25 protein-coding genes are annotated in these 22,785 nt (G+C 72.5%); 14 read left to right on the top strand and 11 right to left on the bottom strand.

Features of this window, described 5'->3' with window-relative positions:
* On the bottom strand, nt 1–1,012 hold a 1,012-nt coding region (locus HII36_RS32815), incomplete at its 3' end, for an alkene reductase (protein ID WP_173527178.1).
* Nucleotides 1,013–1,097: 85 nt separating this feature from the next.
* On the opposite strand from HII36_RS32815, the gene HII36_RS32820 reads away from it, so the two are divergent.
* Nucleotides 1,098–3,827, top strand: a complete 2,730-nt coding sequence (locus HII36_RS32820) for a helix-turn-helix transcriptional regulator (protein WP_173527179.1) — start codon at nt 1,098–1,100, stop codon at nt 3,825–3,827.
* Nucleotides 3,828–3,830: 3 nt separating this feature from the next.
* Here HII36_RS32820 and HII36_RS32825 read toward each other — a convergent pair whose 3' ends face one another.
* Nucleotides 3,831–5,582, bottom strand: a complete 1,752-nt coding sequence (locus HII36_RS32825; protein ID WP_173527180.1) for a gamma-glutamyltransferase family protein — start codon at nt 5,580–5,582, stop codon at nt 3,831–3,833.
* Between the two features lie 94 nt (nt 5,583–5,676).
* Between HII36_RS32825 and HII36_RS32830 the strand changes: the two genes are divergently transcribed.
* The 3 genes from HII36_RS32830 to HII36_RS32840 all read left to right on the top strand — a co-directional run bounded on the left by HII36_RS32830 (nt 5,677) and on the right by HII36_RS32840 (nt 8,296).
* Entirely contained in the window at nt 5,677–6,786 is a 1,110-nt protein-coding gene (locus HII36_RS32830) for a sensor histidine kinase (RefSeq protein ID WP_173527181.1), read from the top strand.
* On the top strand, nt 6,783–7,430 hold the full coding sequence (locus HII36_RS32835) for a response regulator (protein ID WP_173527182.1): 648 nt from the start codon (nt 6,783–6,785) through the stop codon (nt 7,428–7,430). The genes HII36_RS32830 and HII36_RS32835 overlap by 4 nt, the downstream gene beginning before the upstream one ends.
* Nucleotides 7,431–7,501: 71 nt before the next feature.
* On the top strand, nt 7,502–8,296 hold the full coding sequence (locus tag HII36_RS32840; protein WP_173527183.1) for a hypothetical protein: 795 nt from the start codon (nt 7,502–7,504) through the stop codon (nt 8,294–8,296).
* 31 nt (nt 8,297–8,327) lie between these two features.
* Here HII36_RS32840 and HII36_RS32845 read toward each other — a convergent pair whose 3' ends face one another.
* Nucleotides 8,328–9,833, bottom strand: a complete 1,506-nt coding sequence (locus tag HII36_RS32845) for an FAD-dependent monooxygenase (protein WP_173527184.1) — start codon at nt 9,831–9,833, stop codon at nt 8,328–8,330.
* Nucleotides 9,834–9,890: 57 nt separating this feature from the next.
* Between HII36_RS32845 and HII36_RS32850 the strand changes: the two genes are divergently transcribed.
* From HII36_RS32850 to HII36_RS32870, 5 genes are all read left to right on the top strand, one after another.
* Nucleotides 9,891–10,088: a hypothetical protein gene (locus tag HII36_RS32850; RefSeq protein WP_217370264.1), complete on the top strand. Its 198-nt coding sequence runs from the start codon at nt 9,891–9,893 to the stop codon at nt 10,086–10,088.
* Nucleotides 10,089–10,099: 11 nt separating this feature from the next.
* On the top strand, nt 10,100–10,564 hold the full coding sequence (locus HII36_RS32855; protein WP_173527186.1) for a Clp protease N-terminal domain-containing protein: 465 nt from the start codon (nt 10,100–10,102) through the stop codon (nt 10,562–10,564).
* Nucleotides 10,565–10,635: 71 nt separating this feature from the next.
* Nucleotides 10,636–11,400: a class I SAM-dependent methyltransferase gene (locus tag HII36_RS32860; RefSeq protein WP_173527187.1), complete on the top strand. Its 765-nt coding sequence runs from the start codon at nt 10,636–10,638 to the stop codon at nt 11,398–11,400.
* Between the two features lie 81 nt (nt 11,401–11,481).
* Entirely contained in the window at nt 11,482–12,408 is a 927-nt protein-coding gene (locus tag HII36_RS32865; RefSeq protein ID WP_173527188.1) for a sulfite exporter TauE/SafE family protein, read from the top strand.
* Between the two features lie 55 nt (nt 12,409–12,463).
* On the top strand, nt 12,464–13,894 hold the full coding sequence (locus HII36_RS32870) for a sel1 repeat family protein (protein ID WP_173527189.1): 1,431 nt from the start codon (nt 12,464–12,466) through the stop codon (nt 13,892–13,894).
* Between the two features lie 34 nt (nt 13,895–13,928).
* On the opposite strand, the gene HII36_RS32875 is transcribed toward HII36_RS32870, so the two are convergent.
* Nucleotides 13,929–14,297, bottom strand: a complete 369-nt coding sequence (locus HII36_RS32875) for a VOC family protein (protein WP_173527190.1) — start codon at nt 14,295–14,297, stop codon at nt 13,929–13,931.
* 59 nt (nt 14,298–14,356) lie between these two features.
* On the opposite strand from HII36_RS32875, the gene HII36_RS32880 reads away from it, so the two are divergent.
* Complete coding sequence (locus tag HII36_RS32880) at nt 14,357–14,683, top strand: PadR family transcriptional regulator (protein ID WP_217370261.1); 327 nt, start codon at nt 14,357–14,359, stop codon at nt 14,681–14,683.
* Between the two features lie 46 nt (nt 14,684–14,729).
* Nucleotides 14,730–15,170, top strand: a complete 441-nt coding sequence (locus HII36_RS32885; protein ID WP_173527192.1) for a VOC family protein — start codon at nt 14,730–14,732, stop codon at nt 15,168–15,170.
* A gap of 44 nt (nt 15,171–15,214) precedes the next feature.
* Here the strand turns inward: HII36_RS32885 and ald are convergent, their stop codons facing one another.
* Complete coding sequence (ald, locus tag HII36_RS32890) at nt 15,215–16,327, bottom strand: alanine dehydrogenase (RefSeq protein WP_173527193.1); 1,113 nt, start codon at nt 16,325–16,327, stop codon at nt 15,215–15,217.
* A gap of 53 nt (nt 16,328–16,380) precedes the next feature.
* Complete coding sequence (locus HII36_RS32895; protein ID WP_173527194.1) at nt 16,381–17,763, bottom strand: aspartate aminotransferase family protein; 1,383 nt, start codon at nt 17,761–17,763, stop codon at nt 16,381–16,383.
* A gap of 233 nt (nt 17,764–17,996) precedes the next feature.
* Here HII36_RS32895 and HII36_RS32900 point away from each other — a divergent pair, with 233 nt between their 5' ends.
* The gene (locus tag HII36_RS32900) at nt 17,997–19,352 is read left to right on the top strand and encodes a dipeptidase (RefSeq protein ID WP_173527195.1); all 1,356 of its coding nucleotides are present in this window, start codon (nt 17,997–17,999) and stop codon (nt 19,350–19,352) included.
* A gap of 108 nt (nt 19,353–19,460) precedes the next feature.
* Here HII36_RS32900 and HII36_RS32905 read toward each other — a convergent pair whose 3' ends face one another.
* The 3 genes from HII36_RS32905 to HII36_RS32915 are packed head-to-tail and all read right to left on the bottom strand — an operon-like array spanning nt 19,461 to nt 20,719.
* Nucleotides 19,461–19,790, bottom strand: a complete 330-nt coding sequence (locus tag HII36_RS32905; RefSeq protein ID WP_173527196.1) for a YciI family protein — start codon at nt 19,788–19,790, stop codon at nt 19,461–19,463.
* Nucleotides 19,791–19,808: 18 nt separating this feature from the next.
* Complete coding sequence (locus HII36_RS32910; protein ID WP_173527197.1) at nt 19,809–20,159, bottom strand: DUF6891 domain-containing protein; 351 nt, start codon at nt 20,157–20,159, stop codon at nt 19,809–19,811.
* The gene (locus HII36_RS32915; protein WP_173527198.1) at nt 20,156–20,719 is read right to left on the bottom strand and encodes a TetR/AcrR family transcriptional regulator; all 564 of its coding nucleotides are present in this window, start codon (nt 20,717–20,719) and stop codon (nt 20,156–20,158) included. Before HII36_RS32915 ends, HII36_RS32910 begins: the two co-directional genes overlap by 4 nt.
* Nucleotides 20,720–20,804: 85 nt before the next feature.
* Here HII36_RS32915 and HII36_RS32920 point away from each other — a divergent pair, with 85 nt between their 5' ends.
* Nucleotides 20,805–21,209: an ester cyclase gene (locus tag HII36_RS32920; RefSeq protein ID WP_173527199.1), complete on the top strand. Its 405-nt coding sequence runs from the start codon at nt 20,805–20,807 to the stop codon at nt 21,207–21,209.
* Between the two features lie 7 nt (nt 21,210–21,216).
* Here the strand turns inward: HII36_RS32920 and HII36_RS32925 are convergent, their stop codons facing one another.
* Both HII36_RS32925 and HII36_RS32930 read right to left on the bottom strand, forming a co-directional pair.
* Nucleotides 21,217–21,396 (bottom strand): hypothetical protein, encoded by a 180-nt coding sequence (locus tag HII36_RS32925; protein WP_173527200.1) that lies wholly within the window; start codon nt 21,394–21,396, stop codon nt 21,217–21,219.
* Between the two features lie 21 nt (nt 21,397–21,417).
* Nucleotides 21,418–22,005: an ArsR/SmtB family transcription factor gene (locus tag HII36_RS32930; protein WP_173527201.1), complete on the bottom strand. Its 588-nt coding sequence runs from the start codon at nt 22,003–22,005 to the stop codon at nt 21,418–21,420.
* 125 nt (nt 22,006–22,130) lie between these two features.
* Here HII36_RS32930 and HII36_RS32935 point away from each other — a divergent pair, with 125 nt between their 5' ends.
* A complete protein-coding gene (locus tag HII36_RS32935) occupies nt 22,131–22,769 on the top strand; it encodes an alpha/beta fold hydrolase (RefSeq protein WP_173527202.1) in 639 nt (212 codons plus the stop codon).
* Nucleotides 22,770–22,785: the final 16 nt, after the last annotated feature.

The following is a 22,785-nucleotide window of genomic DNA, read 5'->3' on the forward strand; positions in this document are numbered from 1 at the left end:
CGGCCGCGTTGTACGGTCCGCCCGCCTTGATGCGGTCGATCAGGTCCGGGTTGGCCAGCCACATCGTGGCCAGGCTGACCGCGTCGGCCAGCCCTTCGCGCACCACGGCCAGCGCGGACTCCGGCGTGACGACCTTCTCCTCGGCCGTGGCGTGCGGGTTCAGCAGCAGCGCGCCCGGCCACAGCGCGCGGATCCCCCTGGTGATGTCGCGGCCGCCGAACTCCATGATGTGCAGGTAGGCCAGGTGGTACGGGGTCAGCGCGCGGACCAGGGCCGGGTACACCTCGGCCGAGTCGCGTTCGCTGATGCCGTTGACGTTGTGCGCGGGCGAGATGCGCAGCCCGGTCCGCTCGGGGCCGATCGCGTCGGAGACCGCCCCGGCCACCTCAACCGCGAAGCGGATCCGGTTCGTCACCGAGCCGCCGTAGGCGTCGGTGCGCGCATTGGAGCTGCCGCAGAGGAACTGGTGGATCAGGAAGCCGTTCGCGCCGTGCACCTCCACGCCGTCGAATCCGGCCGCGATCGCGTTCCTGGCCGCCGCGGCGTAGTCGCCGACCGTCGCGTCGATGTCGGCGAGCGTCATGGGCCGCGGTACGGGGTGGTCGAGCAGGGTCTCACCGGTGTAGAGCCGCCCGCCGGTCGGGATGGCCGACGGCGCGACGGGGAGCGCGCCGTCCGGGTAGAGGCAGGGGTGGCCGACCCGGCCCGAGTGCATGAGCTGGGCGAAGATCCGTCCGCCCCGGGCGTGGACGGCGTCGGTCACCTTGCGCCAGGCCGCCACCTGCGCCTGCGAGTGCAGCCCCGGGCTGTCGACGTAGCCCTGGCCGATGACCGAGGGCTGGGTGCCCTCGGTGATGATCAGTCCGGCGGCGGCGCGCTGCGTGTAGTACTCCACGGTCAGGTCGGTCACCAGCCCTCCGGCGGCGGCCCGGTTACGCGACATCGGGGACATCACCACGAGGTTCGGCAGGGTCAGTTTTCCCAGGTCAACCGGCTCAAAAAGTTCGTTCATGCCGATCAACCTAGAAAGCCCGCAATATCCGGAGAATCCGTAATGTTTACTGGTCCGGGTACTGAAGCCAGAGCCGGGGGATTTCGTGCTGTACGGGAGGGACGCCGAGCAGACCGCCTTGACCGGCCTGATCACCGGCGCCCGCGACGGCCGCAGCGGCGCGCTCGTCGTCCGCGGCGAGGCCGGCATCGGCAAGACCGCGCTGCTGGACTGGGCGGCCGGTACGGCCGGCGGCCACGGGCTGCGCGTGCTCCGGGTGACCGGCATCGAACCCGAGGCCGACCTGGCCTTCGGCGCGCTGACCCAGCTGTTGTGGCCGCTGCAGGACCGGCTCGACGAACTGCCGGAGCCGCAGGCCGAGGCGCTGAAGGCGGTCTTCGGCAGCGGGCTGTCCCGCGACCGCTTCCTCATCGGGCTCGCCGTGCTCACGCTGCTGGCCGACCTGGCCGAGCGGGCCCCGGTGCTCTGCCTGGTCGACGACGCCCAGTGGCTGGACCTGGCCAGCGCCGAGGCCCTGCTGTTCGCCGCGCGGCGGCTGGCCGCCGAGGGCGTGGCGATGGTGTTCGCCGCCCGTGAGGACGGCTTCGCCGCGTCCGGGCTGGCCGAGCTGCGGCCGTCCAGGCTGGACCGGCGGGACGCGGGCCGGCTGCTGGCCGGGCGCGAGGTGCCGCCGCCGGTGCGCGAGCAGGTCATCGACGAGTCCGCGGGCAACCCGCTCGCCCTGATCGAGTTCGCCGCCACCCGCTGCGACCAGCGGACCGGGCCGCACCTGCGGGTGGCCGACCGGGTGTTGTCGTCGTTCCGCGCCCAGATCGCCCGGCTGCCCGAGCGGACCAGGCTCATGCTGCTCATCGCGGCCGCCGAAGGACGCGGCGACCTGGCACTCCAGTTGCGCGCGGCACAACGCCTGGACGTCGGCCTGGACGATCTCGAAGCGGCCGAACGGGCCGGGCTGATCCAGTCGACCGAGACCTCGGTCGCCTTCCGCCACCCGCTCGTCGCCACCGCCGCCTACCAGGGCGCGACGCTGGCCAGGCGGGTCACCGTACACGGGGCGCTGGCCGATTCCGCGCGCAGCGCGGACTGCCGTACCCGGCATCTGCCCGCCGCCACCATGGAGCCCGACGCGGACGTCGCGGCCGAGTTGGCCGCGGCGGCCGAGCGGGCGCACGGCCGCACCGCGTACCAGGCCGCCTGCCAGCTGTACGCGCAGGCCGCCAGGCTCGCCACGGCCGGGCAGGACCAGACGGGCTGGCTGGCCAGGGCGGCGGCCGCGGCCCTCGCCGCCGGCAACCCCGGCCAGGCCGCCCGCCTCGCCGAACAAGCCGAAGACCTGGCCGCCCAACTCGCCCCCCAGCCCGACGCCCCGGGCGCGGAGGCCGTGGGGTGGCAGGTGGCGCAGGTGGTCGCGGTGCGCGCCAATGCGATGTTCGAGCAGGGCGAGGAGGGCGAGGCCATCCGCCTCCTCCAGGAGCGCGCCCGCACGGTGCCGCCCGAGCAGGGCGCGGCCATGCTGCGCACCAGCGCCACCTACGCCTGGTTCACCGGCGACGAGCACGCCGTGCACACCGCCGCCCGCGAGCTGGCCGCGCTCGGGCACCCCGACCCGATGGCCGAGGGCCTGGCCCAACTCATGCGGGACGACTACGACCGCGCTCTCCCCCTCCTGGTCGGCTTCGTCACCGACGCCACCGGACCCGACGCCACCGAACCCGACGCCACCAGACCCGACGCCGCCGGACCCGACGCCACCGGGCCAAAGCACGCCAACGACGCCGACGACGCCGAGCGTGCCCTGTACACGGCGTTGATCATCGGTGCCGACGCCACCCTCGGCCTGGCCACCGCCGAGGCGGCCCGCCTGCGCGAGCAAGGGCTGATCGGCGCCCTGCCCCCGGTCCTGCAGGTGCTGGCCCAGGCCCAGTTCTGGGCCGGACGCCACGCCGAAGCCGAGGCGTCCGCCGCGGCCGCCGCGGAGATCGCCGGCACCACCGGCCTGCAGCAGCACCTGGCCTGGTTCAACGCGGTCCCGGCCAGGATCGCCGCGATCGAGGGCGACGAATCCCGCGCCCGCCACCTGGCCGGGTCCGCACCGCCCGCCTACCGGTCCACGGGCGCGGCCGTGCTGGCCCTGCTGGAGCTGTCCTCAGGCGATTACGCGTCGGCGCTGGACCGGCTGGAGTCCGCCTGGTCGGACCAGGGCCGCAACGCCACCGCGCTGATGGCCGCCGCGCCCGACCAGGTCGAGGCCGCCGTCCGGCTGGGGTGGCCGCACCGGGCGGAGGAACCGCTGCGCCGGCTGCGGGACCGGGCCAGGGCGTCCGGGCAGCCGTGGGCACGCGCACTCGCCCTGCGCGCCCAGGCGCTGATCGACGACGACGAGAGGTCCTACCAGCAGGCGCTGCGGCTGCACGAGACGAGCGGCTGCCCGTTCGAGCAGGCACGCACCCGGCTGCTGTACGGCGAGTGGCTGCGCCGCGACCGCCGTCCGGCCGAGGCCCGGGCGCCTCTGCACGCCGCGCTGGAGACCTTCGCCCGGCTGCGTGCCACGCCCTGGGCCGACCGCGCCCGCGCCGAGCTGCGGGCGGCCGGCGACACGCCACCGGCGGGCCCGGCCGGTGGGACCGGCCAGACCCCGCCGCTGACGCCGCAGGAACTCCAGGTGGTACGCCTGGCCGCGACCGGGCGCAGCAGCCGGGAGATCGCCGCCCAGCTCTTCCTCAGCCCGCGTACCGTGGAGTACCACCTGTACAAGGCCTATCCCAAGCTGGGCGTCTCCTCCAGACGCGAGCTGGCCGGGCTCGACCTCGGCTGAGGGTCACCTGGCCGGCCACACCACCATCGCGCTGCCGCCGCCGCGCCTGGACGGTTCGGCCACCGCCTGGACGCGTCCCCGGCCGAGGAACTCCAGCGCGGTGGCCGCCCCGATCTCCGGGTTGGCCGCGAACCGGTGTCCCCTGGCTTCGAGCTCGGCCCGGTACCGCTCCAGGAACAGCGGCTCGGCCTGGGTCAGCTCGGTGTTGCGCTGGGTGGCGCGGGGCGCGGCGAGCGCCGTGGGCAGGTCCATGCCGAACTCGTAGCGGTTGACCAGGATCTGCAGCACGGTCGTGATGATCGTCGAGCCGCCCGGCGAGCCGGCCGCCAGCACCGGACGTCCGTCGTCGAACACCAGCGTGGGCGCCATCGACGAGCGCGGACGCTTGCCGGGCGCGGGCAGGTTCGGGTCGCCAGGGGCCGGGCCGAAGGTGAAGTCGGTCAGCTCGTTGTTGAGCAGCACGCCGCGGCCGGGCACCACGATGCCGTTGCCGCCGGTGGACTCGATGGTCAGGTTGTAGGCCACCACGTTGCCCCAGCGGTCGGCGACGACCAGGTGGGTGGTCTCGGGGCCCTCGTCCGCGATCGGCGCGGCGGTTCCTGCCGGGGCCGGGCAGGGTTCGTACGCGCCGTCGGGATTGCCGGGCGCGGCCGGGTGCGCCATCGCCCGGTCGCCGACCTGGCAGGCGCGTTCCTTGGCGAAGCCGTCGGACAGCAGCTCGCGCAGCGGGACTCCGGGCAGGTCGCCGACGTACTTGTTCCTGTCGGCGAAGGCCAGCCTGGACGCCTCCAGGTACTCGTGCAGCCCCACCTCGGGCAGGGACTCGAGGATGTTGAGCGCCTCGCCGACCGTCGAACCGCCGGAGGACGGCGGCGCCATGCCGTACACCTCCAGGCCGTTGTAGCGAACGCGGGTGGGCTCGCGCAGGAGAGCGCGGTAGGCCCGCAGGTCGGCCAGTTCCATCAGCCCGGGACGCACGTTCCTGGTGCTGCCCGGGGTGACCGGGGGCCGCTTGACCGTCTCCACGATCTCCCTGCCCAGCTGCCCGCCGTACAGCCAGCCGGGTCCGCGCCGGCCCAGCTCCCGGTACGTGGCGGCGAGGTCGGGGTTCCTGAAGACCGAGCCGACCGCAGGCGGCGCGCCGCCGGGCAGGTAGAGCTCGGCGGTGGAGGCGATGTCCTTGAAACGGGCGGCGTTGGCGGCGGTCTGGTCGTGGAAGGTCTGGTCGACCACGAAGCCGTTGGACGCCACCTCGACGGCGGGCTGGAGCGCCTGCCTGAGCGGGATCGTGCCGAACCTGCGCAGGGCCAGGTCCCACTGGGCCACCGCGCCCGGCACGCCCGCCGACAGGCCGCTGGTCACGGCCTCCTCGAACGGAATGCCTTCCAGCGAGGTCGAGGTCATGGCCCGCGGTGCGGTCTCGCGGCCGTCGATGGTGTGCACTCTTCCGTGCCTGGCGTCGTAGTAGACCATGAAGCCGCCGCCCGCCAGGCCGGCGGAGTAGGGCTCGGTCACGCCGAGCACCGCGCCGGCGGCGACGGCCGCGTCCATGGCGTTGCCGCCCCGTCTCAGTACGGCGATCGCGGCCTTGCTGGCGTCGAGGTCGACGGTGGCCACGGCGCCCCCGTACCCCTCGGCGACCGGGACCTTCTGCTGCTGTGCGGGCCGCTGTGCGGGCTGTGCGGGCTCGGCCAGCGCGGGGGCCGGGGCGAGCGTGAGGAGGACTGCTGCTGCGGGAACGATCACACGGCGCATGGCCTCCACGATGAACCAGGTACGCCGATCGTGGTAGGGCCCCCTGCGACATGCGGGTGATGCGCAGGTCAGAGTGGTGGTCTAGCGTTGAGACGTGCGCAGGAAGTCGGCTTTCGCCCCCTATCTGGCCCTGATCGTGGCCGTGTTCCAGGTGGTGCTCTCGCAGGGCGCCCAGTGGGGGCAGCCGTTCCGCGAGCCGCTCGACGGGTGGGCCTACGTCCTGCTACTGGTCGGGCCGCTGATGATCGCCCTGCACCCGAGGTTCCCCAAGACCACGGCCATCGTCGCGTTCCTGGCGACGTACGTCTTCATCTGGGGCGGCTATCCCTACGGCGGCGTCTTCATCTCGCCCATCGTCATGCTGTTCTGGCTGGTGCTCGAACGCCTGCGTGCCCTCGCCTGGACCCTGGCGCTCGTCAGCGCCGGCGCCTTCGTCCTGTACGCCTGGTCCACGTCCCAGCCGCAGCGCGGGCTCTTCCACGACATGGCGGTGACCTCGTTCATCCTGCTGTTCACGATCGCCGCCGAGCTGGCGCGGATCGCCCGCGAGCGGCGGGCGCAGCAGCAGCGCGCGGCCGTGGAGGAGAGCCGGCGCCAGGCCAGCGAGGAACGGCTGACCATGGCCCAGGAACTGCACGACGTGCTGGCCCACAACATCTCGCTCATCCACGTCCAGGCCTCCACCGCGCTGCACCTCATGGACGACAACCCCGAGCAGGCCCGCACCGCGCTGGCCACGATCAAGTCGGCGTCCAAGGAGGTCCTCGGCGAGATGCGCTCGGTGCTGAACGTGCTGCGCGAGGGCGCGCCCCGCTCCCCCACGGCCGGCCTCGACCGCCTCGACGACCTGGTCCAGCGCTGCGGAGTGCCGGTCACGCTCGAACGCACCGGCGCGCGCCCGCTGCCGCCGCAGGTCGAGCGGGCCGCCTACCGCATCGTCCAGGAGTCGCTCACCAACGCGGCGCGGCACGCGCCCGGCTCGCAGGTCTCCGTCCACCTCGAGTACGGCCCGCACGAACTGCACATCCGGGTGGCCGACACGGGGGCCACCCGGCCCGCCCCGCTGTCCGACGAAGGCAGCGGCAACGGCATCCCCGGCATGCGCGAGCGCGCCTCCGCCCTGGGCGGCACCCTGCTGGCGGGCCCGACGGGCACCGGCTTCGAGGTCGAGGCCAGGCTGCCCCTACCTGAGGAGACTGCATGATCAAGGTACTGCTCGCCGACGACCAGGCCCTGGTCCGCGCCGGCTTCAAGGCGCTGCTCGACGCGCAGCCCGACATGACGGTGGTGGCCGAGGCCGCCGACGGCGCGGAGGCGGTGAGCCTGGCCCGCGAGCACACGCCCGACGTCGTGCTCATGGACATCCGCATGCCGGGCACCGACGGGCTCACCGCCACCAGGCAGATGCCCCCGGGCCCGCACATCATCATCCTCACCACGTTCGAGCTGGACGAGTACGTCTTCGAGGCGCTGCGCGGCGGCGCCAGCGGCTTCCTGGTGAAGGACACCGAGCCGGCCGAGCTCATCCAGGCGGTCCGCGTCGTGGCGGCCGGCGACGCGCTGCTGTCGCCCAGCGTCACGCGCAGGCTCATCGCCGAGTACGCCACGCGCGCCAAGGAGCCGGTGACCGCCGGCGGGCTCGACCAGCTCACCGAACGCGAGCGCGAGGTGCTGTCGCTGGTCGGCACCGGCATGACCAACGACGAGATCGCGGCCAAGCTGTTCATGTCACCGGCCACCGCCAAGACGCACGTCAGCCGGGCCATGATGAAGCTGGGCGCCCGCGACCGCGCCCAGCTCGTGGTCATCGCCTACGAATCCGGCCTGGTCAAACCGGGCTGGCTGTGACGGCTTCGTGATCTTGGCCTGCCACCATCACGCGGAGCCCGTTCCCGGCGAAACCGAGGAGAACCGGACCCGTGCGATGGTGGCAGGCCGCGTTGAGCGTGACAGTGGCGGCGTCGATCTCCGCCGCCGGCCCGGCGACCGCCGCGCAGGCGCGGATCGATCCGGTGACCGCGCTCGAACGCAGCCTCGTCGACGGCCGCGGCGTGCGGTTCTTCGGGGTGTCCGGGCCTGAGCACGTCTTCCGTCAGCGCGGCGTGGCCGAGTTCCGCGCGGGCAGGGTGGCGGCCGTCGACCGGATCGACGCCGACGAGCCCGAGAAGCGGGATCTCATCTTCCCCGACCGTATGTACAAGACCGGGCACCTGCCGGCCGCGGCCTTCCCGCCCGGCAAGAGCTGGGAGATCTGGAAGAAGCACACGGACCTGGGCCTGGCCTGCGGGCAGATCAGGCTCGGCGATCCCGCCACGATGAAGGCCGTCCTGGCGACCACCGCGTCGAAACGGCCGGCCGGGCGGTACGACGGCACCCGCACCACCCTCTACCAGGGCACGATCAGCATGGGCGCGTTGTACCGCGTCTACCCCCGGCTGCGGATCTCGCTGTTCTACAAGCCCACGGGAAAGTACGCGAAGTACGCCAAGCTGCCCGTGTCGTGGCGGTTGTGGATCGGGGAGGACCAGCTCGTCCGCCGCTGCTGGTCCTCGCACCGGGAGCCGGTGATCGAGCCGGGCCTGGGGGTGGACGAGACGTTCCCGGCCGTGGACGACCTCCGGCTCAGCGACTGGGGCATCGAACCGAACATCGAGCCGCCACCGGCGGACGAGGTGGCGACCATCGGCGAGCTGAACCTCGACGCGCTCGACTGACGGCGGCCGCATCGGCCGTCCGGGTGGGTCGTCAGGCGGATGCCGGGGTGAACCAGGCGGCGGTCGCCTCGGCCAGGCCCTCGGCGCCCGCCCAGGCGACGTGGCCGTCCGGGCGGATGAGCAGGGCGTCGGCGGGCGGGTCCGCGGTGGTGGCGGTGACCACGTCGATCGGGCCGCCGGACGCCGCCGTGCCGCCCGCGAGGTCCAGGAGCAGCGGGCGGCCCTGGTGCAGCAGCTCGGCCAGGCGGGTGGGGCCCGCGGCGGTGGTCAGGGCGAGGTCGGGGGCGAGCCGGCCGACCAGGGGGTGCGGCTGGCCAGCGGCCTGCAGCGGGCCTGGCACCGGGTAGCGGGTGTCGCCGCCGTGCAGGAGTTCGGCGAGGTGGCGGGCGGGCTGGTCGTAGGCGAACAGTTCGGCCAGCAGGCCGCGCAGGGCGTCGCCGTTCTCGCCGCTCTGGCTCTCCAGCGCGGCCTGGGCGCGGGTGTGCGCCAGCGTGTGCGCGCCGACCGGGCGGCGTTCGGCCTCGTAGGTGTCGAGCAGCCAGGCGGGCGCGTGCCCGGCCAGCTCGGCGGACAGCTTCCAGCCCAGGTTGACGGCGTCCGTCAGGCCGACGTTCAGCGCCGAGCCGCCGGCCGGGAACAGATGGGCGGCGTCGCCGGCCAGGAACACCCGGCCGGTGCGGTACCGCTCGGCCAGGCGGGCCTGGCCGACCGTGCTGGACAGCCAGATCGGCTCGCCCAGCGGCAGGTCCCTGCCCAGCACCCGCCGTACGGCCGCGGCGAAGTCGGCCGGCGTGACCTCCTCGCGCCGGTCGGGCTGTTCTCCCGGGTCACGCTTCTCCTTGACGCCGACGACGTACGCGCCCTCCCGCAGCGAGGTGAGCAGCAGGCGGCCGTGCGGGGTACGGTTCCAGCCCGGCTCCAGCCCGTCGTAACACGGGTTCTCGAAGACGTGGGTGGTGTCGGCGGTGGCGAAGTGGCCCAGGCGCAGCACCTCGTCGTCGGTCGTGCCGGGGAAGCCGATGCCGGCCAGCCGCCGCACCGTGCTGTGGCCGCCGTCGCAGCCGACGACGTATCGGGCCCGCAACTCGAAGCCGGGGCCGGATCGGGGCCGGGGCTCGAAGGCGCGGCCGGTGAGCGTCACGCCGTCGGGGTCCTCCGCGAGCGATTCCACCTCGTGGCCCCACCTGATCTCGACCCCGAGCTCGGCCGCGCGCTCGCGCAGCAGCGACTCCAGCCTGGGCTGCTGGATCATCAGCACCCGCAGCGGGACGTCGTCGAGCCCGTCGAACCGCAGCGGCACCGAGCCGAACGGGAACCCGGGCGGACGGCCGAAGAACGGGCTGTCCTCGGCGAACCTGCCGAGCAGCCCCCGGTTGTCGAGCAGTTGCACGATCTGGCCGCCGAGCCCGTTCGCCTTGGGCAGGTCGCTCGGCCCGGCACGGCGTTCCAGCACGATCGGGCGAGCGCCGGTCAGGCTCAGCTCGCAGGCCAGCATGAGCCCCACGGGGCCCGCTCCAATGATCACGACTTGTTCCATGCCTGTCAGGCTAGATTGACAAAATCGTCGTTGTCAATCTAGCCTGACAGCGTGGACATGCGAGAGCTTTCCGAACGCATCAGGTCGAACGACCCCGCCATGGGGTTGAGAGCCGTGGGCGCCCTGCACCGGCTGGCCGAACAGGTGGAGGCGGTGTCGGTGGAACTGGCCAGGGAACAGGGCTGGACCTGGGAGCAGATCGGCGACGCCCTCGGCATGTCACGGCAGTCCGTGCACGCCAAATACGGGAAATGAGGGGGATCGCCATGTTGGGCATGGAGAAGAGCCCGTTCGCGGTGGTCATCAAGGCGGCCTCGGAGGAGGCCGGCCTGCGCGGTGACCGGCGGATCGGCACCGAGCACCTGCTGCTCGGCCTGCTGCGCGACCCGGGCTCGGAGACCGCGCGGGCGCTCGGCGTCGGCCTGGCCGCCGCGCGGGCCGCGCTCGACGAGCTCGACCACGCCGCACTGCGCGCGCTGGGCATCGACGTGGCCGACCGGCCGCGTCCAGCGCCGCGCAGGCCGCGCCCGGTCTCCGCGACGGCCCTGTCGACCAGCGCCAGGGCCGCGGTCAACACCGCCATCAAGACCACCACCAGGAAGACCAGGCCGACCGCCGCACCGGGCCGGCTGCTGCTCGCCCTGCTCGACCAGGGCGCCAGTGACCCGGTGACGCCGCTGATCGACCAGCTCGGCCTCGACAGGACGGCCGTGCGCGACCGCATCGCATGAGCCTTCAACGGGCGCAGCGCATGACCGGAATTTGGTTGAAGCCGCGGCACGGGCGTTGACAGGCTCGGAGGATGTCACGCACGTACGAAGACCTGCGTCGGGAGGCCGCCACCGTCTCGGTGGACGGCTGGGATTTCTCCTGGCTGGAAGGGCGGGCCAGCGAGGAGCGGCCGTCCTGGGGATACTCACGGCTGCTCGGCGAGCGGATGGCCCGGGCGCGGGCCGCGCTCGACGTCCAGACCGGCGGCGGTGAGATCCTGGCCGGCCTGCCGGAGCTGCCGCCGGTGACCGTGGCCACCGAGTCCTGGCCGCCCAACCTGGCGCTGGCCGCCTCCCGGCTGCGTCCGCGCGGGGCCGCGGTGGTGGCCGACGACGGCGGGTCGCGGCTGCCGTTCCTGGCGGGGGTGTTCGACCTGGTGGTCAGCAGGCATCCGGTGGAGACGTACTGGACGGAGATCGCCCGAGTGCTGCGGCCCGGCGGGACGTACCTCTCCCAGCAGGTCGGGCCGCGCAGCGTGTTCGAGCTGGCGGAGTACTTCCTCGGCCCGCTGGAGAGCTCCGCGCGCGACCCCGAGGACGCCGCCGCGGCCGCCCGCGCCGCCGGGCTGGAGGTCGTGGACCTCAGGCTGGAGCGGCTGCGCATGGAGTTCGACGACGTCGGCGCGGTGATCTACTTCCTGCGCAAGGTGATCTGGATCGTGCCCGGCTTCTCGGTCGAGCGCTATCAGGACCGGCTGCGTGCCCTGCACGACCGCATCGAGGCGGAAGGGCCGTTCGTCGCCCATTCCAGCCGGTTCCTGATCGAGGCCAGGAAACCCGGCGACGCCGCCGCGTGAAACGTCACCGACAGTGCCAGAAGTGTCACTGGCCGCGTCCGGCGGTGCGGGTTACCTTGCGCGTGAAGGCTTCCCTAGAGAGTGGGGACTCGCGTGGAGCCGGCCGCGTTGCTCGTCAACGGCCTGGCCGCCGGTCTGGCGGCGGGCACCCTCTCGTGTACGGCGGTTCAGGGCGGGCTGCTCGCCGGGCTGACCGGCGGCCGTCAAGGTGATCGCCGGGGCGGTGACCCGGGCGTGGTGGCCTGGTTCCTGGCCGGGCGGCTGGGCGCGCACGCGGCGGCCGGGGCGCTGCTCGGGCTGGCCGGCGCGGCGGTGAGCCTGCCGCCCTCGTTCCGGGCGCTGCTGCTGGTTGCGTCCGGGCTCATGGTGATCGTCTTCGCGTTCCGGCTGCTCAGACGGCGTGACGTCGCCTGCGCGTCCCCCGTGGGAAGTGCTCGCGGTCCGTCGTGGCTGCGGGCGCCGCTGCTCGGAGCGGCGACGATCCTGGTGCCCTGCGGCGTGACGATCAGCATGGAGCTGCTGGCCGTCTCGACCGGCGATCCGCTGGGCGGGGCGGCCGTCATGACCGGGCTGGTGCTCGGCTCGGCGCCGGCGTTCGCGCTGCTCGGCTACGTGCTGCGGCGCCTGTCGCGCACCCGGCTGGCCACCGTCGCCGGGCTCGCCGCCGTCGCGGCCGGGCTGTGGAGCGTGGGCAGCGGGCTCAGCCTGGGCGGCTGGCTGCCCGACCCGGCCCCGCCGCCGGCCGCGGCCACGACGTCGGACGGCGTCCAGACGATCACCGTCTGGGGCACCCGCGACGGCTACCGTCCTGTCGCGGTGGCGGCCAGGGCCGGGGTGCCGGTCGAGATCGTCTTCAAGGCGGCCGACCCCGGCTGCACCCGGACCGTCACCATCGCCGGGCGCGACGTGGCCTTGCCCGCCACCGTCCGATTGCCCCCGCAGCGACCCGGTGAGCTGCGATATGTCTGCGGCATGGGGATGTATTCCGGGTTCATCAAGTTCTCCTGACCCTTGTCGTCGATTACCGTCCGCGATCGGCCGATTGCGTGTCACCCTGGTCGTCATGGCCAGTGGGCAGGAAGACGCGGCCGTACCGGCGCCACGCAGTGGAGACGACGACGCGTTACTCGCCGCCGCGCGGGCCGGTGACGCGCTGGCCGCGCACCGGCTCGGCCGGCTGTGCGCCCAGCGTGGCGACCGGGTGGCGGCCAGGCAGTGGTGGGAGCGGGCCGCCGCAGGCGGGAACGTCGACAGCGCGTACAACCTGGGCATCTGGCACGAGAAGCACGGCAGCCTGGAGGAGGCCGCCGGCTGGTACGAGCGGGCCGCGGGCACCGGCGACGCCGAGGCCGCCGCGAACCTGGCCACCTTGCTGCTGGAGCAGCACGGCGACGTCGGCGCGGCCAGGCCCTGGTTCGAGAGCGCGGCCCGAGCCGGCTCCCGAGGCGCGGCCCGCCGGCTGGCGCTGATCTGCGAGGACGTCGGCGAGCTCGGCGCGGCCCGCGAGTGGCACTGCCAGGCGGCCGTCGACGGCGACCTGTACTCGGCCTGCGACCTAGGCTTCCTGGCGTACGCGGCAGGCGAGGACGAGGAGACCGCGCACTGGTGGGAGTTCGCCGCCCGCGGCGGCCACGCGGAGTCCGCCCACTGCATGGGCCTCTACCTGCACGCCTGCCGCGACCCCGAGGGCGCCGAGGCCTACTACCGGCTGGCGGCCAGGGCCGAGCACCCCGGCGCCGCCTCCCGGCTGGGCGACATCGCCCTGGCCCACGCCGACCTGCTGACGGCGCGGGCCTGGTTCGAGCGGGCCGGGCACGCCGGGCGCGCGGTCGACCAGCGGATGGCCGGGTTCGTGTGCGTGGAGCTGAACGACTGCGCGGCGGCCCGCCGCTGGTTCGGCCGGGCGGCGGCGGGCGGCGACGCCGAGGCGGCGTTCAACTTCGGCCTGCTGCTGATCGCCGAGTTCGGCGACCTGGCCGGCGGGCAGCACTGGTTCCGCCAGGCGGCGCTGTCCGGGCATCGCCGGGCCGCGGTCGAGCTGGGCAGGCTGCTGTCGGAGGCCGAGGCGGGCGGCCGGGCCGAGCAGGACGACCCGGCCGAGCCGCCGCTGCCCGCGTGGGAGCCGCCGGAGTGGAACCGCTGCGCCGACCTGCCGCAGCGGGCCTGGGACCGGGCCGCCGAGCCCGAGCTGGCGGCCCGCGCCGAGCTGGCCGCGGCGGCCACCGGGCGCAGGGGCGCGGCCGGTCTCGACGCGGCGGCGCTGACCGAGATCCTGGCCACCTGGGACCTGGTGACCAGACCGCTGCGCGGGCGGCTGGACGTGATCGACTGGCTGGCCGACCGGACCCGGCTGCATCCGGGCGCGGTCGAGCATCTGGCGTCGGTGCGGGCGAGCCTGGTGCGTCCCGGCAGTGCGCCGTGGCCGACCCGGGCGGAGGTGCACCACGTGCTGACCACGGCCCGCACCCTGCGCCAGCGCCTGGGCCTGCGCTGACCCCGGCCCAGACGGCGGCCCGGACGGCGGCGGGCTAGCGCTGGCCCAGGTGGAACAGGTGGCCTTCGTCGTCCTTGAACAGGGCCGACCAGCCCCAGGGCTCCTGCTTGGGCGGCTGGGTGAACTCCACGCCGCGCGCGCTGAGCTCTTCATAGGTCTTGACGATGTCGTCGGCGTGGAAGAGCACGTAGTTGGGCATCTCAGTGGCGAGCTTGGGCCAGTCGGCGGCGGCCTTGTACAGCACGAGCGTGGCGCCGCCGCCCGGCGGGGCGACCTCGATCCAGCGATCCTCGCCGTACGGCATGTCGCGGGTGACCTCGAAGCCGGCCTTCTGAGTCCAGAAGTCGAGTGCGCGCTGCTGGTCTTCGACGTAGATGGTGACCTGGCTGATACTGAGCGACATCGCTCCTCCTCGGTTATATCCAGTTCGGATATAACCATTGTGGTGCTATGGTGTCAACCATGCTCACCGCGGCCGGCTTCCACGTGTTGCTCGCCCTCGCCGGCGGTCCCGGGCACGGCTACGCGGTGATGCGCTTCGTCGAAGGCGTCAGCGGCGGCGCGGTCAAGCTCGGCCCAGGCACGCTCTACCGGACGATCAGCAGGCTGGTCGCCGACGGCCTGGTCGAGGAGAGCGACACGGGCGACCCCGGCGCGCCGCACGACGCCAGGCGCCGCTACTACCGGCTGACCCCGCGCGGCGTCCAGGCCGCCAAGGCCGAGGCCGAGCTGATGGCCCGCCTGGTCGGCGCGGCCAGAGAGGCAGGGCTGATCACACATGACGAGTGAGCTGATCACATGACCAGGTGGATCGCATGACGGGCGGGTTGATCGCATGACGTCGTTGCGGCCGCAGGGGCTGAGCCCGCACCTGTTCGTGATCGACGCGCCGGCGGCGGTCGGCTTCTACGCCCGCGCGTTCGGCGCGATCGAGGTGTTCCGCAACACGCTGCCCAACGGCGTGGTGCTCTTCGTGGAGCTGCAGCTCGGCGCCGGCCGGCTGCTGGTGAGCGAGGAGTCGCCGCAGCTCGGCGCGCTCGCACCGCCGACGCTCGGCGGCAGCCCGGTGCTCATCCTGCTGGAGGTCGACGACCCCGACGCGGTCGCCGCGCGGGCGATCGACGCCGGCGCCGAGGTGGAGATGCCGGTGCGTGAGATGTTCTGGGGCGAACGGTACGGCGTGCTGCGCGACCCGTTCGGCCACCGCTGGGCCGTGACGACCGCCCGCGAGCAGCTCACCCCCGACGAGATCGTCGAACAGACCCCGGACGCGTGAGAAGGGGGCACGGCGAGCGCCGCACCCCCTTCACGGGCGGATCATCAGGCCAGGACGGAGGCCACCGTGGTGAACGGCAGGCCCAGCGCCTCGGCGACGGGCTCGTTGGTGAGCAGGCCGTCGTGCGTGTTGAGGCCCAGCGCCAGGCCGGAGTCGGCCTTGAGCGCGTCCTTCCAGCCCAGGTTCGCCAGCTTGACCGCGTACGGCAGCGTGGCGTTCGTCAGTGCGTAGGTGGAGGTGTTGGCCACCGAGCCGGGCATGTTGGCCACGCAGTAGAAGATCGAGTCGTGCACCGGGTAGGTGGGCTCGGCGTGCGTGGTCGGCCGGGAGTCCTCGAAGCAGCCACCCTGGTCGATGGCGATGTCGACGAGCACGGAGCCCGGCTTCATCCGCGAGACCAGGTCGTTGGAGACCAGGGTCGGCGCCTTCGCGCCGGGGATCAGCACCGCGCCGATGACCAGGTCGGCCTGCAGGACCTCCTGCTCGATGGCGTACGAGGTGGAGACCAGCGTCTTGAGCCGGCCCTGGTAGATGGCGTCGATGTAGCGCAGGCGGTCGACGTTCGTGTCGAGGACGGTGACGTCGGCGCCCATGCCGACCGCGATCTGCGCGGCGTTGAGACCGGAGACACCGCCGCCGATCACCACGACCTTGGCCGGGGCCACGCCGGGAACGCCGCCGGGCAGCACGCCGCGACCGCCGTTGAAGCGCATGAGGTTGTACGCGCCGACCTGCGGGGCGAGCCGCCCGGCGACCTCGGACATCGGGGCGAGCAGCGGCAGGGCGTTGCCGACCTGGACCGTCTCGTAGGCGATGCCGGTCGTCCTGGCCTGCAGCAGCGCGTCGGTGCACGGCCGGGAGGCGGCCAGGTGCAGGTAGGTGAACAGGACCAGGCCCTCGCGCAGGCGGTGGTACTCCTCGGCGATGGGCTCCTTCACCTTCAGCACCAGCTCGGCCTCGGCCCAGACGGCGTCGGCGCTGTCGATGATCTTCGCACCCGCCGCGAGGTACTCCTCGTCCGTGATGTGTGAGCCGAGGCCAGCACCCCGCTGAACCGTGACGTCGTGACCGTGACGCACCAGTTCGTGAACACCGGCGGGGGTAACCGCCACACGGTATTCATGGTTCTTGACCTCGGCGGGAACGCCGATCTTCATGGTGGGTATCCTTTCGGAAATCCGGCACGTCTTCGTACCCGGATGAGGGGGTGTTACAGGCGAGCCCACGCTTCCGTGAGCACGTTTCGGAGGATCGACTTGATCTCGTCGAACTCCTTCGGTCCCGCGATGAGCGGGGGCGCGAGCTGGATCACGGGGTCGCCGCGGTCGTCAGCCCGGCAGTACAGACCGGCGTCGAACAACGCCTTGGACAGGAAGCCGCGCAGCAGCCGCTCGGACTCGTCGGCGTCGAACGTCTCCTTGGTGGCCTTGTCCTTGACGAGCTCGATGCCCCAGAAGTAGCCGGAGCCGCGCACGTCGCCGACGATGGGCAGGTCGCGCAGCTCGTCGAGCGCGGCCTGGAACAGCGGCTCGTTCCTGGTGACGTGGCCGAGCAGGTCCTCGCGCTCGAAGATGTCGAGGTTGGCCAGCGCCACGGCGGCGGAGACCGGGTGGCCGCCGAAGGTGTAGCCGTGGGCGAACATGGTGTCGCCGTCCTTGAACGGCTCGAACAGGCGGTCGTGCGCGATCATCGCGCCGATCGGCGAGTAGCCGCTGGTCATGCCCTTGGCGCAGGTGATGATGTCCGGGACGTAGTCGAACTTCTCCCCGCCGAACATGGTGCCCAGGCGGCCGAAGGCGCAGATGACCTCGTCTGAGACGAGCAGCACGTCGTACTCGTCGCAGATCTCGCGCAGGCGCTGGAAGTAGCCGGGCGGCGGCGGGAAACAGCCGCCGGCGTTCTGCACCGGCTCGGCGAAGACGGCGGCCACCGTGTCGGGGCCCTCCATCTCGATCGCGCGGGCGACGCGGTCGGCGGCCCAGATGCCGTACTGTTCGGGCGTCATGCCCTTGACGCCGGTGATCTCGTCGGCGCGGTAGTGGTTGGTGTTCGGCACCCGCACCGAGCCGGGCACCAGCGGCTCGAACATCTGCTTGAACGCCGGGATGCCGGTGATCGACAGCGCGCCCTGCGGGGTGCCGTGGTAGGCGATCTGCCGGCTGATCACCTTGTGCTTGAGCGGCTTGCCGATCAGCTTGTAGTACTGCTTGGCCAGCTTCCAGGCGGTCTCGACCGCCTCGCCGCCGCCGGTGGTGAAGAAGACGCGGTTCAGGTCACCGGGCGTCTGCGCGGCCAGGCGGGTCGCCAGCTCGGCGGCCTTCGGGTGCGCGTAGGACCACAACGGGAAGAAGGCCAGTTCCTGGGCCTGCTTGGCGGCGGCCTCGGCCAGTTCGCTCCGCCCGTGACCGACCTGGACCACGAACAGGCCCGCCAGCCCGTCGAGGTAACGCTTGCCGTGGATGTCGTAGATGTAGGAGCCCTCACCGCGAACGATGGTGGGGATCTCGGACTGCTGATAGGCGCTGTGCCGTGTGAAGTGCAACCACAGGTTGTCCTGCGCGGCCTTCAGGACGTCGTTTTCCGGCTGCGTCATGGTTATCTTCCCTCGTGTCTGAACTCCCCACAGTGTGCATGTTCACCTGGCGTTTGCCAAGCGAATCGGTCGCAGCACTATGCAAGAAAATCGAGATCCGCAGAACCGCCTTGTAAGAGCAACGAAATCCGCAGGTACATTTACGCGCGGGTCATGCCCGTTTCCGCACTGTGGAACCTTCTGTGATCCAATGAGTACCTAACTGCCGAGAACGACCCCCGGGGGACCGTCCCGTGACTCCTGACCAGATCGAGAGCGCCGTCGCAGCCGCGATGCCCCAGGCCATCGAGGAGCTGAGGCGACTGGCCGCCATTCCGTCCGTGGCCTTCCCCGGGCACCCGGAAGAGCCGGTCTTCGCCGCCGCGGCCGTCACCGAGGAACTGCTGCGCAGCGCGGGGCTGCCGCACGTCCAGCAGGTCGCCGTGGAAGGCAGCTTCCCCGCGGTCTACGGCGAGGCCCCGGCCCCGCCCGGCGCGCCGACCGTGCTGCTGTACGCGCACTACGACGTGCAGCCCGCCGGTGACCCGGCCGCCTGGCGCACGCCGCCGTTCGAGCCGACGCTCATCGACGGCAAGCTCTACGGCCGCGGCGTCGCCGACGACAAGTCGGGCATCATCTCCCACGTCACGGCACTGCGTACCTTCCGCGGCCAGTTCCCCGTGGGCATCAAGGTCATCATCGAGGGCCAGGAGGAGTACGCGGGCGAGCGCCTGGAGGCGTTCGTCGAGCGCAACCCGGACCTGCTGCGGGCCGACGCCATCGTGGTCGCCGACACCGGCAACCCGCGCGTGGGCGACCCGGCCGTCACCACGTCGCTGCGCGGCATGGCCGCGTTCACCATCGAGGTGCGCACGCTGCGCGAGCCGGTGCACAGCGGCTCCTTCGGCGGCGCCGCCCCCGACGCGCTGGCCGCGCTGATGCGCATGCTGACCTCGCTGCACGACGACAACGGCGACATCCGCGTGCCCGGGCTGCCGCGCGGCTCGTTCCTCGGGCAGGGCCCGGCCGAGGAGGAGTTCCGCAAGACCGCCGGGGTGCTCGACGGCGTCTCGCTGGTCGGCTCCGGCTCGCTGGCCGACCGCCTGTGGTCGTCCTACGCGATCACCGTCACCGGCCTCGACGTGCCGACCGTCTCCGGCGCGATCAACGCGGTGCAGCCGGCCGCGCGCGCCCGGGTGACCGTCCGCGTGCCTCCGGCCGGCGACCCCAAGACCACCGTCGACGCGGTGGTGGACTTCCTGCGCCAGGTGGCGCCGTGGGGCGTGCAGGTCTCGTTCGGCGACTTCACGGTCGGCTCCGGCTTCCAGGCCGACTCGGGCGGCAAGGCCCGCGCGGCGCTGAACCGCGCCATGGAGCGCGCCTTCGGCCGCCCGCCGCGCGACGTCGGCGCCGGCGGCTCGATCCCGCTGGTCAACACGCTGCTCAAGCAGTTCCCCGCGGCCGAGATCCTGCTGTTCGGCGCCGAGGACGAGGACGCCGCCATCCACGCCCCGAACGAGCGGCTGGACCTGGAGGAACTGCGCAGGACGGCCACCGCCGAGGCGCTGTTCCTGCACGAGCTCAGCCTGCCTTCGGCCCTGGGCGTCTGACACCTTCGTGAGAGGGGCGCGTGCACCGGCACGCGCCCCTCTCACGTGTTTCCGGAGGCTCAGGCTTCGGAGGCTCGGGCTTTTCGGGGGCTCAGGCTTTTCGGAGGCTCAGCCCCAGATGGGCCGGATCTCCACGCCCGCGCCCATCGGGCACCGAGCGGCGATCTCCTCGGCCTCGTCCAGATCGGCGCACTCCACCACGTAGAACCCGGCCAGTTCCTGCCGCAACGCCACGAACGGCCCGTCGGCCGCCGCCCGCCCGGGCCGCAACGTCCTGGCCGCCGCACCCGGCTTGAACGCCTCGCCGAAGAACGGCACCCCACGTTCCCGCAGGTGGACGGCGAACGCCTGGTGCTCGGCGACCGCCGCGCCCATCTCCTCCCGCGACACGGACTCCCAGTAGCCCTCCTGGTCGAACAGCAACAACGCGAACTTCATCGTCTGACCTCCTCATCGTTAATGACGCACGAGGACGGCCGGATTCGACGACGGTTCACCCCCAGCGGACGATTCGCAGCACTGGTAGTCCTCGCGCGTGACGATTCCCGACTGGGCGAGGTCGATCAGGGCCAGGCTCAGCCGGTCGCAGTCGGTGCGCTCCGGCCAGGACACCTGCTCGGCGAGGTGCCTGGCGAACTCCTCGCTCGCGATCTCCTCGGCCAGGGCGGTCACGGGCTCCGGATGGCCGGGCTCGCCCTCCCAGGTCTCGACCGTGTCGGCCACGACGCGCCGGTAGTCGTCCCTGCCGAGCGTGACGCGCAGGCGGATGTCCTCGGCGAGCCGCGCGCGGACGGATTCGTGGATCATGCATGGTCTCCGGTGCGGTCAGCGGGTGTCGGCTGGATGAGGGCGAGGAGGCGGGCGGCCTGGGTGGGGTCGGTGGCGGCCAGGGCGACGCCCTTGGCGAGGGCGACCAGGTCGTGGACGTCGAGGTCAGCCCGGGCCGCGCCCGCGGCCTGGGCCGCGTCGAGCAGGGCCGTGACCGTGCCGAGTATGCGGGTGTGCCAGCCGGCCAGCAGCTCGGAACGGGGTTGGGCGCCCGGGTCGTCGCGGATGGCCAGGGCCAGTTCCCGCTTGGCCGCGACGTGCTCGACGAACAGCAGCAGCCACTCGTGCAAGGCCTCGCCGGGGGATTCGGCGGCGAGCAGGGTCTCGCCCCGGGCGCACAGGTCGGCGACCTCGTCGGCGTAGACGGCCACCAGCAGGTCGCCGCGCGTGGGGAAGTTGCGGTACAGCGTGGCGTTGCCGACTCCGGCGCGGCGGGCGACGTCGTCGAGTGGCGCGTCGGCGCCGCGCTCGGCGAACACCTGCCGGGCGGCGGCCAGCAGGAGGTCGTGGTTGCGCTGAGCGTCCGCGCGCCGAGGCATCGTGCTCCCTTGCAAGTGGGGATGTCCCCGTTTATCGTAGCGTTCACCACGAAACGGGGAGTTCCCCACTTAGTCAGGGAGCGTCATGTCCATGTCGGCGGGAGAGGTGCATCGGCGCCTGGTGGAGATGTATCCGAGGCTGGTGGCCGCGGGACGGTTCGACGAGGGCCTGGCGCTCATCGACCCCGCCGTCGTCGACCACCGGGGCGGCGCGGACGGCGACCACCACGGCATCGGCGCCTGGCGGCGGAAGTGGGAGTCGATGCTCGGCGGCGCCGACGAATTCGGCGACCTGGCGGTCACCGTGGAGCGGAACGTCTCGGCCGGCGACCTGTCGGCCAACCTCTACCGCAGCCGGGGCACACAGCCGGCCTCCGGGCGGCGTTACGAGGTGTGGGCGATGGACCTGGTCCAGGTCAGGGACGGCAAGGTGGTCGAGCACTGGGCGATTCGCGACACGGCCGCCGTCCGTCACCAGCTGGGGCTCTGACCGGCGTTCAGGCGTGGCGGTCCACGAGGCGCAGGCCGGTGCGGACGAGAGCCCAGCCCAGGCGCTTCTCCAGCTCGCCGGTCAGCGACGGGCGGACGACGGCACGGGCGCGGCGCCACCGCGCCGCCTCCTCGCGCAGCTCACGGGCGCGGACCCGGTCCACGAACAGGTGTAAGTCCGGATGCATCGGCTTTCTCCTCATCGGGATTCACGGCCGGAACGGGAAGCCGTGCGTGTGCACGGCGACGTTCTCGCGGCCTTCGGTGTCGCCGGCCTCGCGGGCGGCGTCGCTGTGCGCCTCCCATTTCTTGAGCAGGTCGTCCATCTCCGCGCGGAAGCGGCCGAACTCCTCGGGGGTGAGCCGCATCAGGTACTCGGAGTTGAAGGAGGCGTCGCGCCAGTGGTCAGGCCAGGCCGACTTGGCGTCGAGGTAGGTCTGGTACATCTCGGCGCGCTGCCTGGCGACCATGCGTGACATGGCGAGGTAGGCCGCCTCGCTCTCCGGGGCGTGCCTGAAGTCCTCGTCCCTGGTGCTCACGCCGCCGACGGCCATCTGCCACCAGCGTTCGCGGCCGTCGCCGCTGCCCTGCTCGGCCTCCTCGATGAGACCGTGCGCGGCCAGCTTGCGCAGGTGGTAGCTGACCAGCGAGACCGCCTCGTCCACCTGGTCGGCCAGGTGCGAGGCGGTGGCTCGGCGCGCCACCACGAGTGCGCGGTAGAGCCGCATCCGCAGCGGATGCCCCAGCGCCTTGAGCGTTTCGAGGTCTCTGACGGGACGGATCTCCCTGCGTGCCATACCTTCACCGTAGATACGAAAGGAAAATTGCGCAATTAGTTTGCGCAATTTGTTTGTGCATCAGGCTTTGTCACCGGCGGATGGCAGGATCGCGTTCAGCGGTCCTGACAGGAAGGCGAGGCGACATGGCGACGTTCGTGCTGATCCACGGCGGCGGTGGCAGCGCGTGGCACTGGGAACCGGTCGAGCGGGAGCTGCGTGCCCACGGTCACGAGACGGTGGCGGTCGACCTGCCGCTCGAGGACGAGTCGGCCGGCCTGTGGGACTACGCGGACCACGTGGTCGAGGCCGTCGGCGAACGGCGTGACGACCTGGTCGTGGTGGCGCATTCGTGGGGCGGCTTCGTCGCGCCGCTGGTCGCCGCCCGGGTCGAGGTGCGGTTGCTGGTGCTGGTCACGGCCATGATCCCGGCGCCCGGCGAGCGTCCTTCCGACTGGTGGGAGAACACCGGGCACGACGTGACGTTCGACGACGTGCGCGAGATCTTCCTGCACGACGTCCCCGCCGACCTGGCCGACAGGGTGCTGGCCACCGGGCGCGGCCACGCCGAGAAGTCGTTGCAGGAGCCGTGGCCGCTGCCGGCCTGGCCGCCGGTGCCGACCAGGTTCGTGTTGTGCACGCTCGACCGGTGCTTCCCGCCCGCGTTCATGCGCCGGGTGGTGGCCGACCGGCTCGGCGTCGTCCCCGACGAGCTGGCCAGCGGACACACTCCGATGCTCGCGCAGCCGAAAGAGCTGGCCGAGCTGCTGATGGGCTACCTCTAGGACCGCCCGGCGCGGG

It is taken from the genome of Nonomuraea antri (assembly GCF_013283785.1).
GTDB classification, from domain to species: Bacteria; Actinomycetota; Actinomycetes; order Streptosporangiales; family Streptosporangiaceae; genus Nonomuraea; species Nonomuraea antri.

What these genes read in the sequence shown, in the direction of transcription:
- HII36_RS32860 (WP_173527187.1), top strand. Translation starts at nt 10,636, where the DNA reads ATGTCACGCACGTACGAAGACCTGCGTCGGGAGGCCGCCACCGTCTCG.
- HII36_RS32880 (WP_217370261.1), top strand. Translation starts at nt 14,357, where the DNA reads ATGCTCACCGCGGCCGGCTTCCACGTGTTGCTCGCCCTCGCCGGCGGT.
- HII36_RS32910 (WP_173527197.1), bottom strand. Translation starts at nt 20,159, where the DNA reads ATGATCCACGAATCCGTCCGCGCGCGGCTCGCCGAGGACATCCGCCTG.
- HII36_RS32875 (WP_173527190.1), bottom strand. Translation starts at nt 14,297, where the DNA reads ATGTCGCTCAGTATCAGCCAGGTCACCATCTACGTCGAAGACCAGCAG.
- HII36_RS32825 (WP_173527180.1), bottom strand. Translation starts at nt 5,582, where the DNA reads ATGCGCCGTGTGATCGTTCCCGCAGCAGCAGTCCTCCTCACGCTCGCC.
- HII36_RS32920 (WP_173527199.1), top strand. Translation starts at nt 20,805, where the DNA reads ATGTCCATGTCGGCGGGAGAGGTGCATCGGCGCCTGGTGGAGATGTAT.
- HII36_RS32895 (WP_173527194.1), bottom strand. Translation starts at nt 17,763, where the DNA reads ATGACGCAGCCGGAAAACGACGTCCTGAAGGCCGCGCAGGACAACCTG.
- HII36_RS32850 (WP_217370264.1), top strand. Translation starts at nt 9,891, where the DNA reads ATGCGAGAGCTTTCCGAACGCATCAGGTCGAACGACCCCGCCATGGGG.
- HII36_RS32930 (WP_173527201.1), bottom strand. Translation starts at nt 22,005, where the DNA reads ATGGCACGCAGGGAGATCCGTCCCGTCAGAGACCTCGAAACGCTCAAG.
- HII36_RS32925 (WP_173527200.1), bottom strand. Translation starts at nt 21,396, where the DNA reads ATGCATCCGGACTTACACCTGTTCGTGGACCGGGTCCGCGCCCGTGAG.
- HII36_RS32870 (WP_173527189.1), top strand. Translation starts at nt 12,464, where the DNA reads ATGGCCAGTGGGCAGGAAGACGCGGCCGTACCGGCGCCACGCAGTGGA.
- HII36_RS32855 (WP_173527186.1), top strand. Translation starts at nt 10,100, where the DNA reads ATGTTGGGCATGGAGAAGAGCCCGTTCGCGGTGGTCATCAAGGCGGCC.
- HII36_RS32935 (WP_173527202.1), top strand. Translation starts at nt 22,131, where the DNA reads ATGGCGACGTTCGTGCTGATCCACGGCGGCGGTGGCAGCGCGTGGCAC.
- HII36_RS32835 (WP_173527182.1), top strand. Translation starts at nt 6,783, where the DNA reads ATGATCAAGGTACTGCTCGCCGACGACCAGGCCCTGGTCCGCGCCGGC.
- HII36_RS32905 (WP_173527196.1), bottom strand. Translation starts at nt 19,790, where the DNA reads ATGAAGTTCGCGTTGTTGCTGTTCGACCAGGAGGGCTACTGGGAGTCC.
- HII36_RS32915 (WP_173527198.1), bottom strand. Translation starts at nt 20,719, where the DNA reads ATGCCTCGGCGCGCGGACGCTCAGCGCAACCACGACCTCCTGCTGGCC.
- HII36_RS32885 (WP_173527192.1), top strand. Translation starts at nt 14,730, where the DNA reads ATGACGTCGTTGCGGCCGCAGGGGCTGAGCCCGCACCTGTTCGTGATC.
- ald (WP_173527193.1), bottom strand. Translation starts at nt 16,327, where the DNA reads ATGAAGATCGGCGTTCCCGCCGAGGTCAAGAACCATGAATACCGTGTG.
- HII36_RS32845 (WP_173527184.1), bottom strand. Translation starts at nt 9,833, where the DNA reads ATGGAACAAGTCGTGATCATTGGAGCGGGCCCCGTGGGGCTCATGCTG.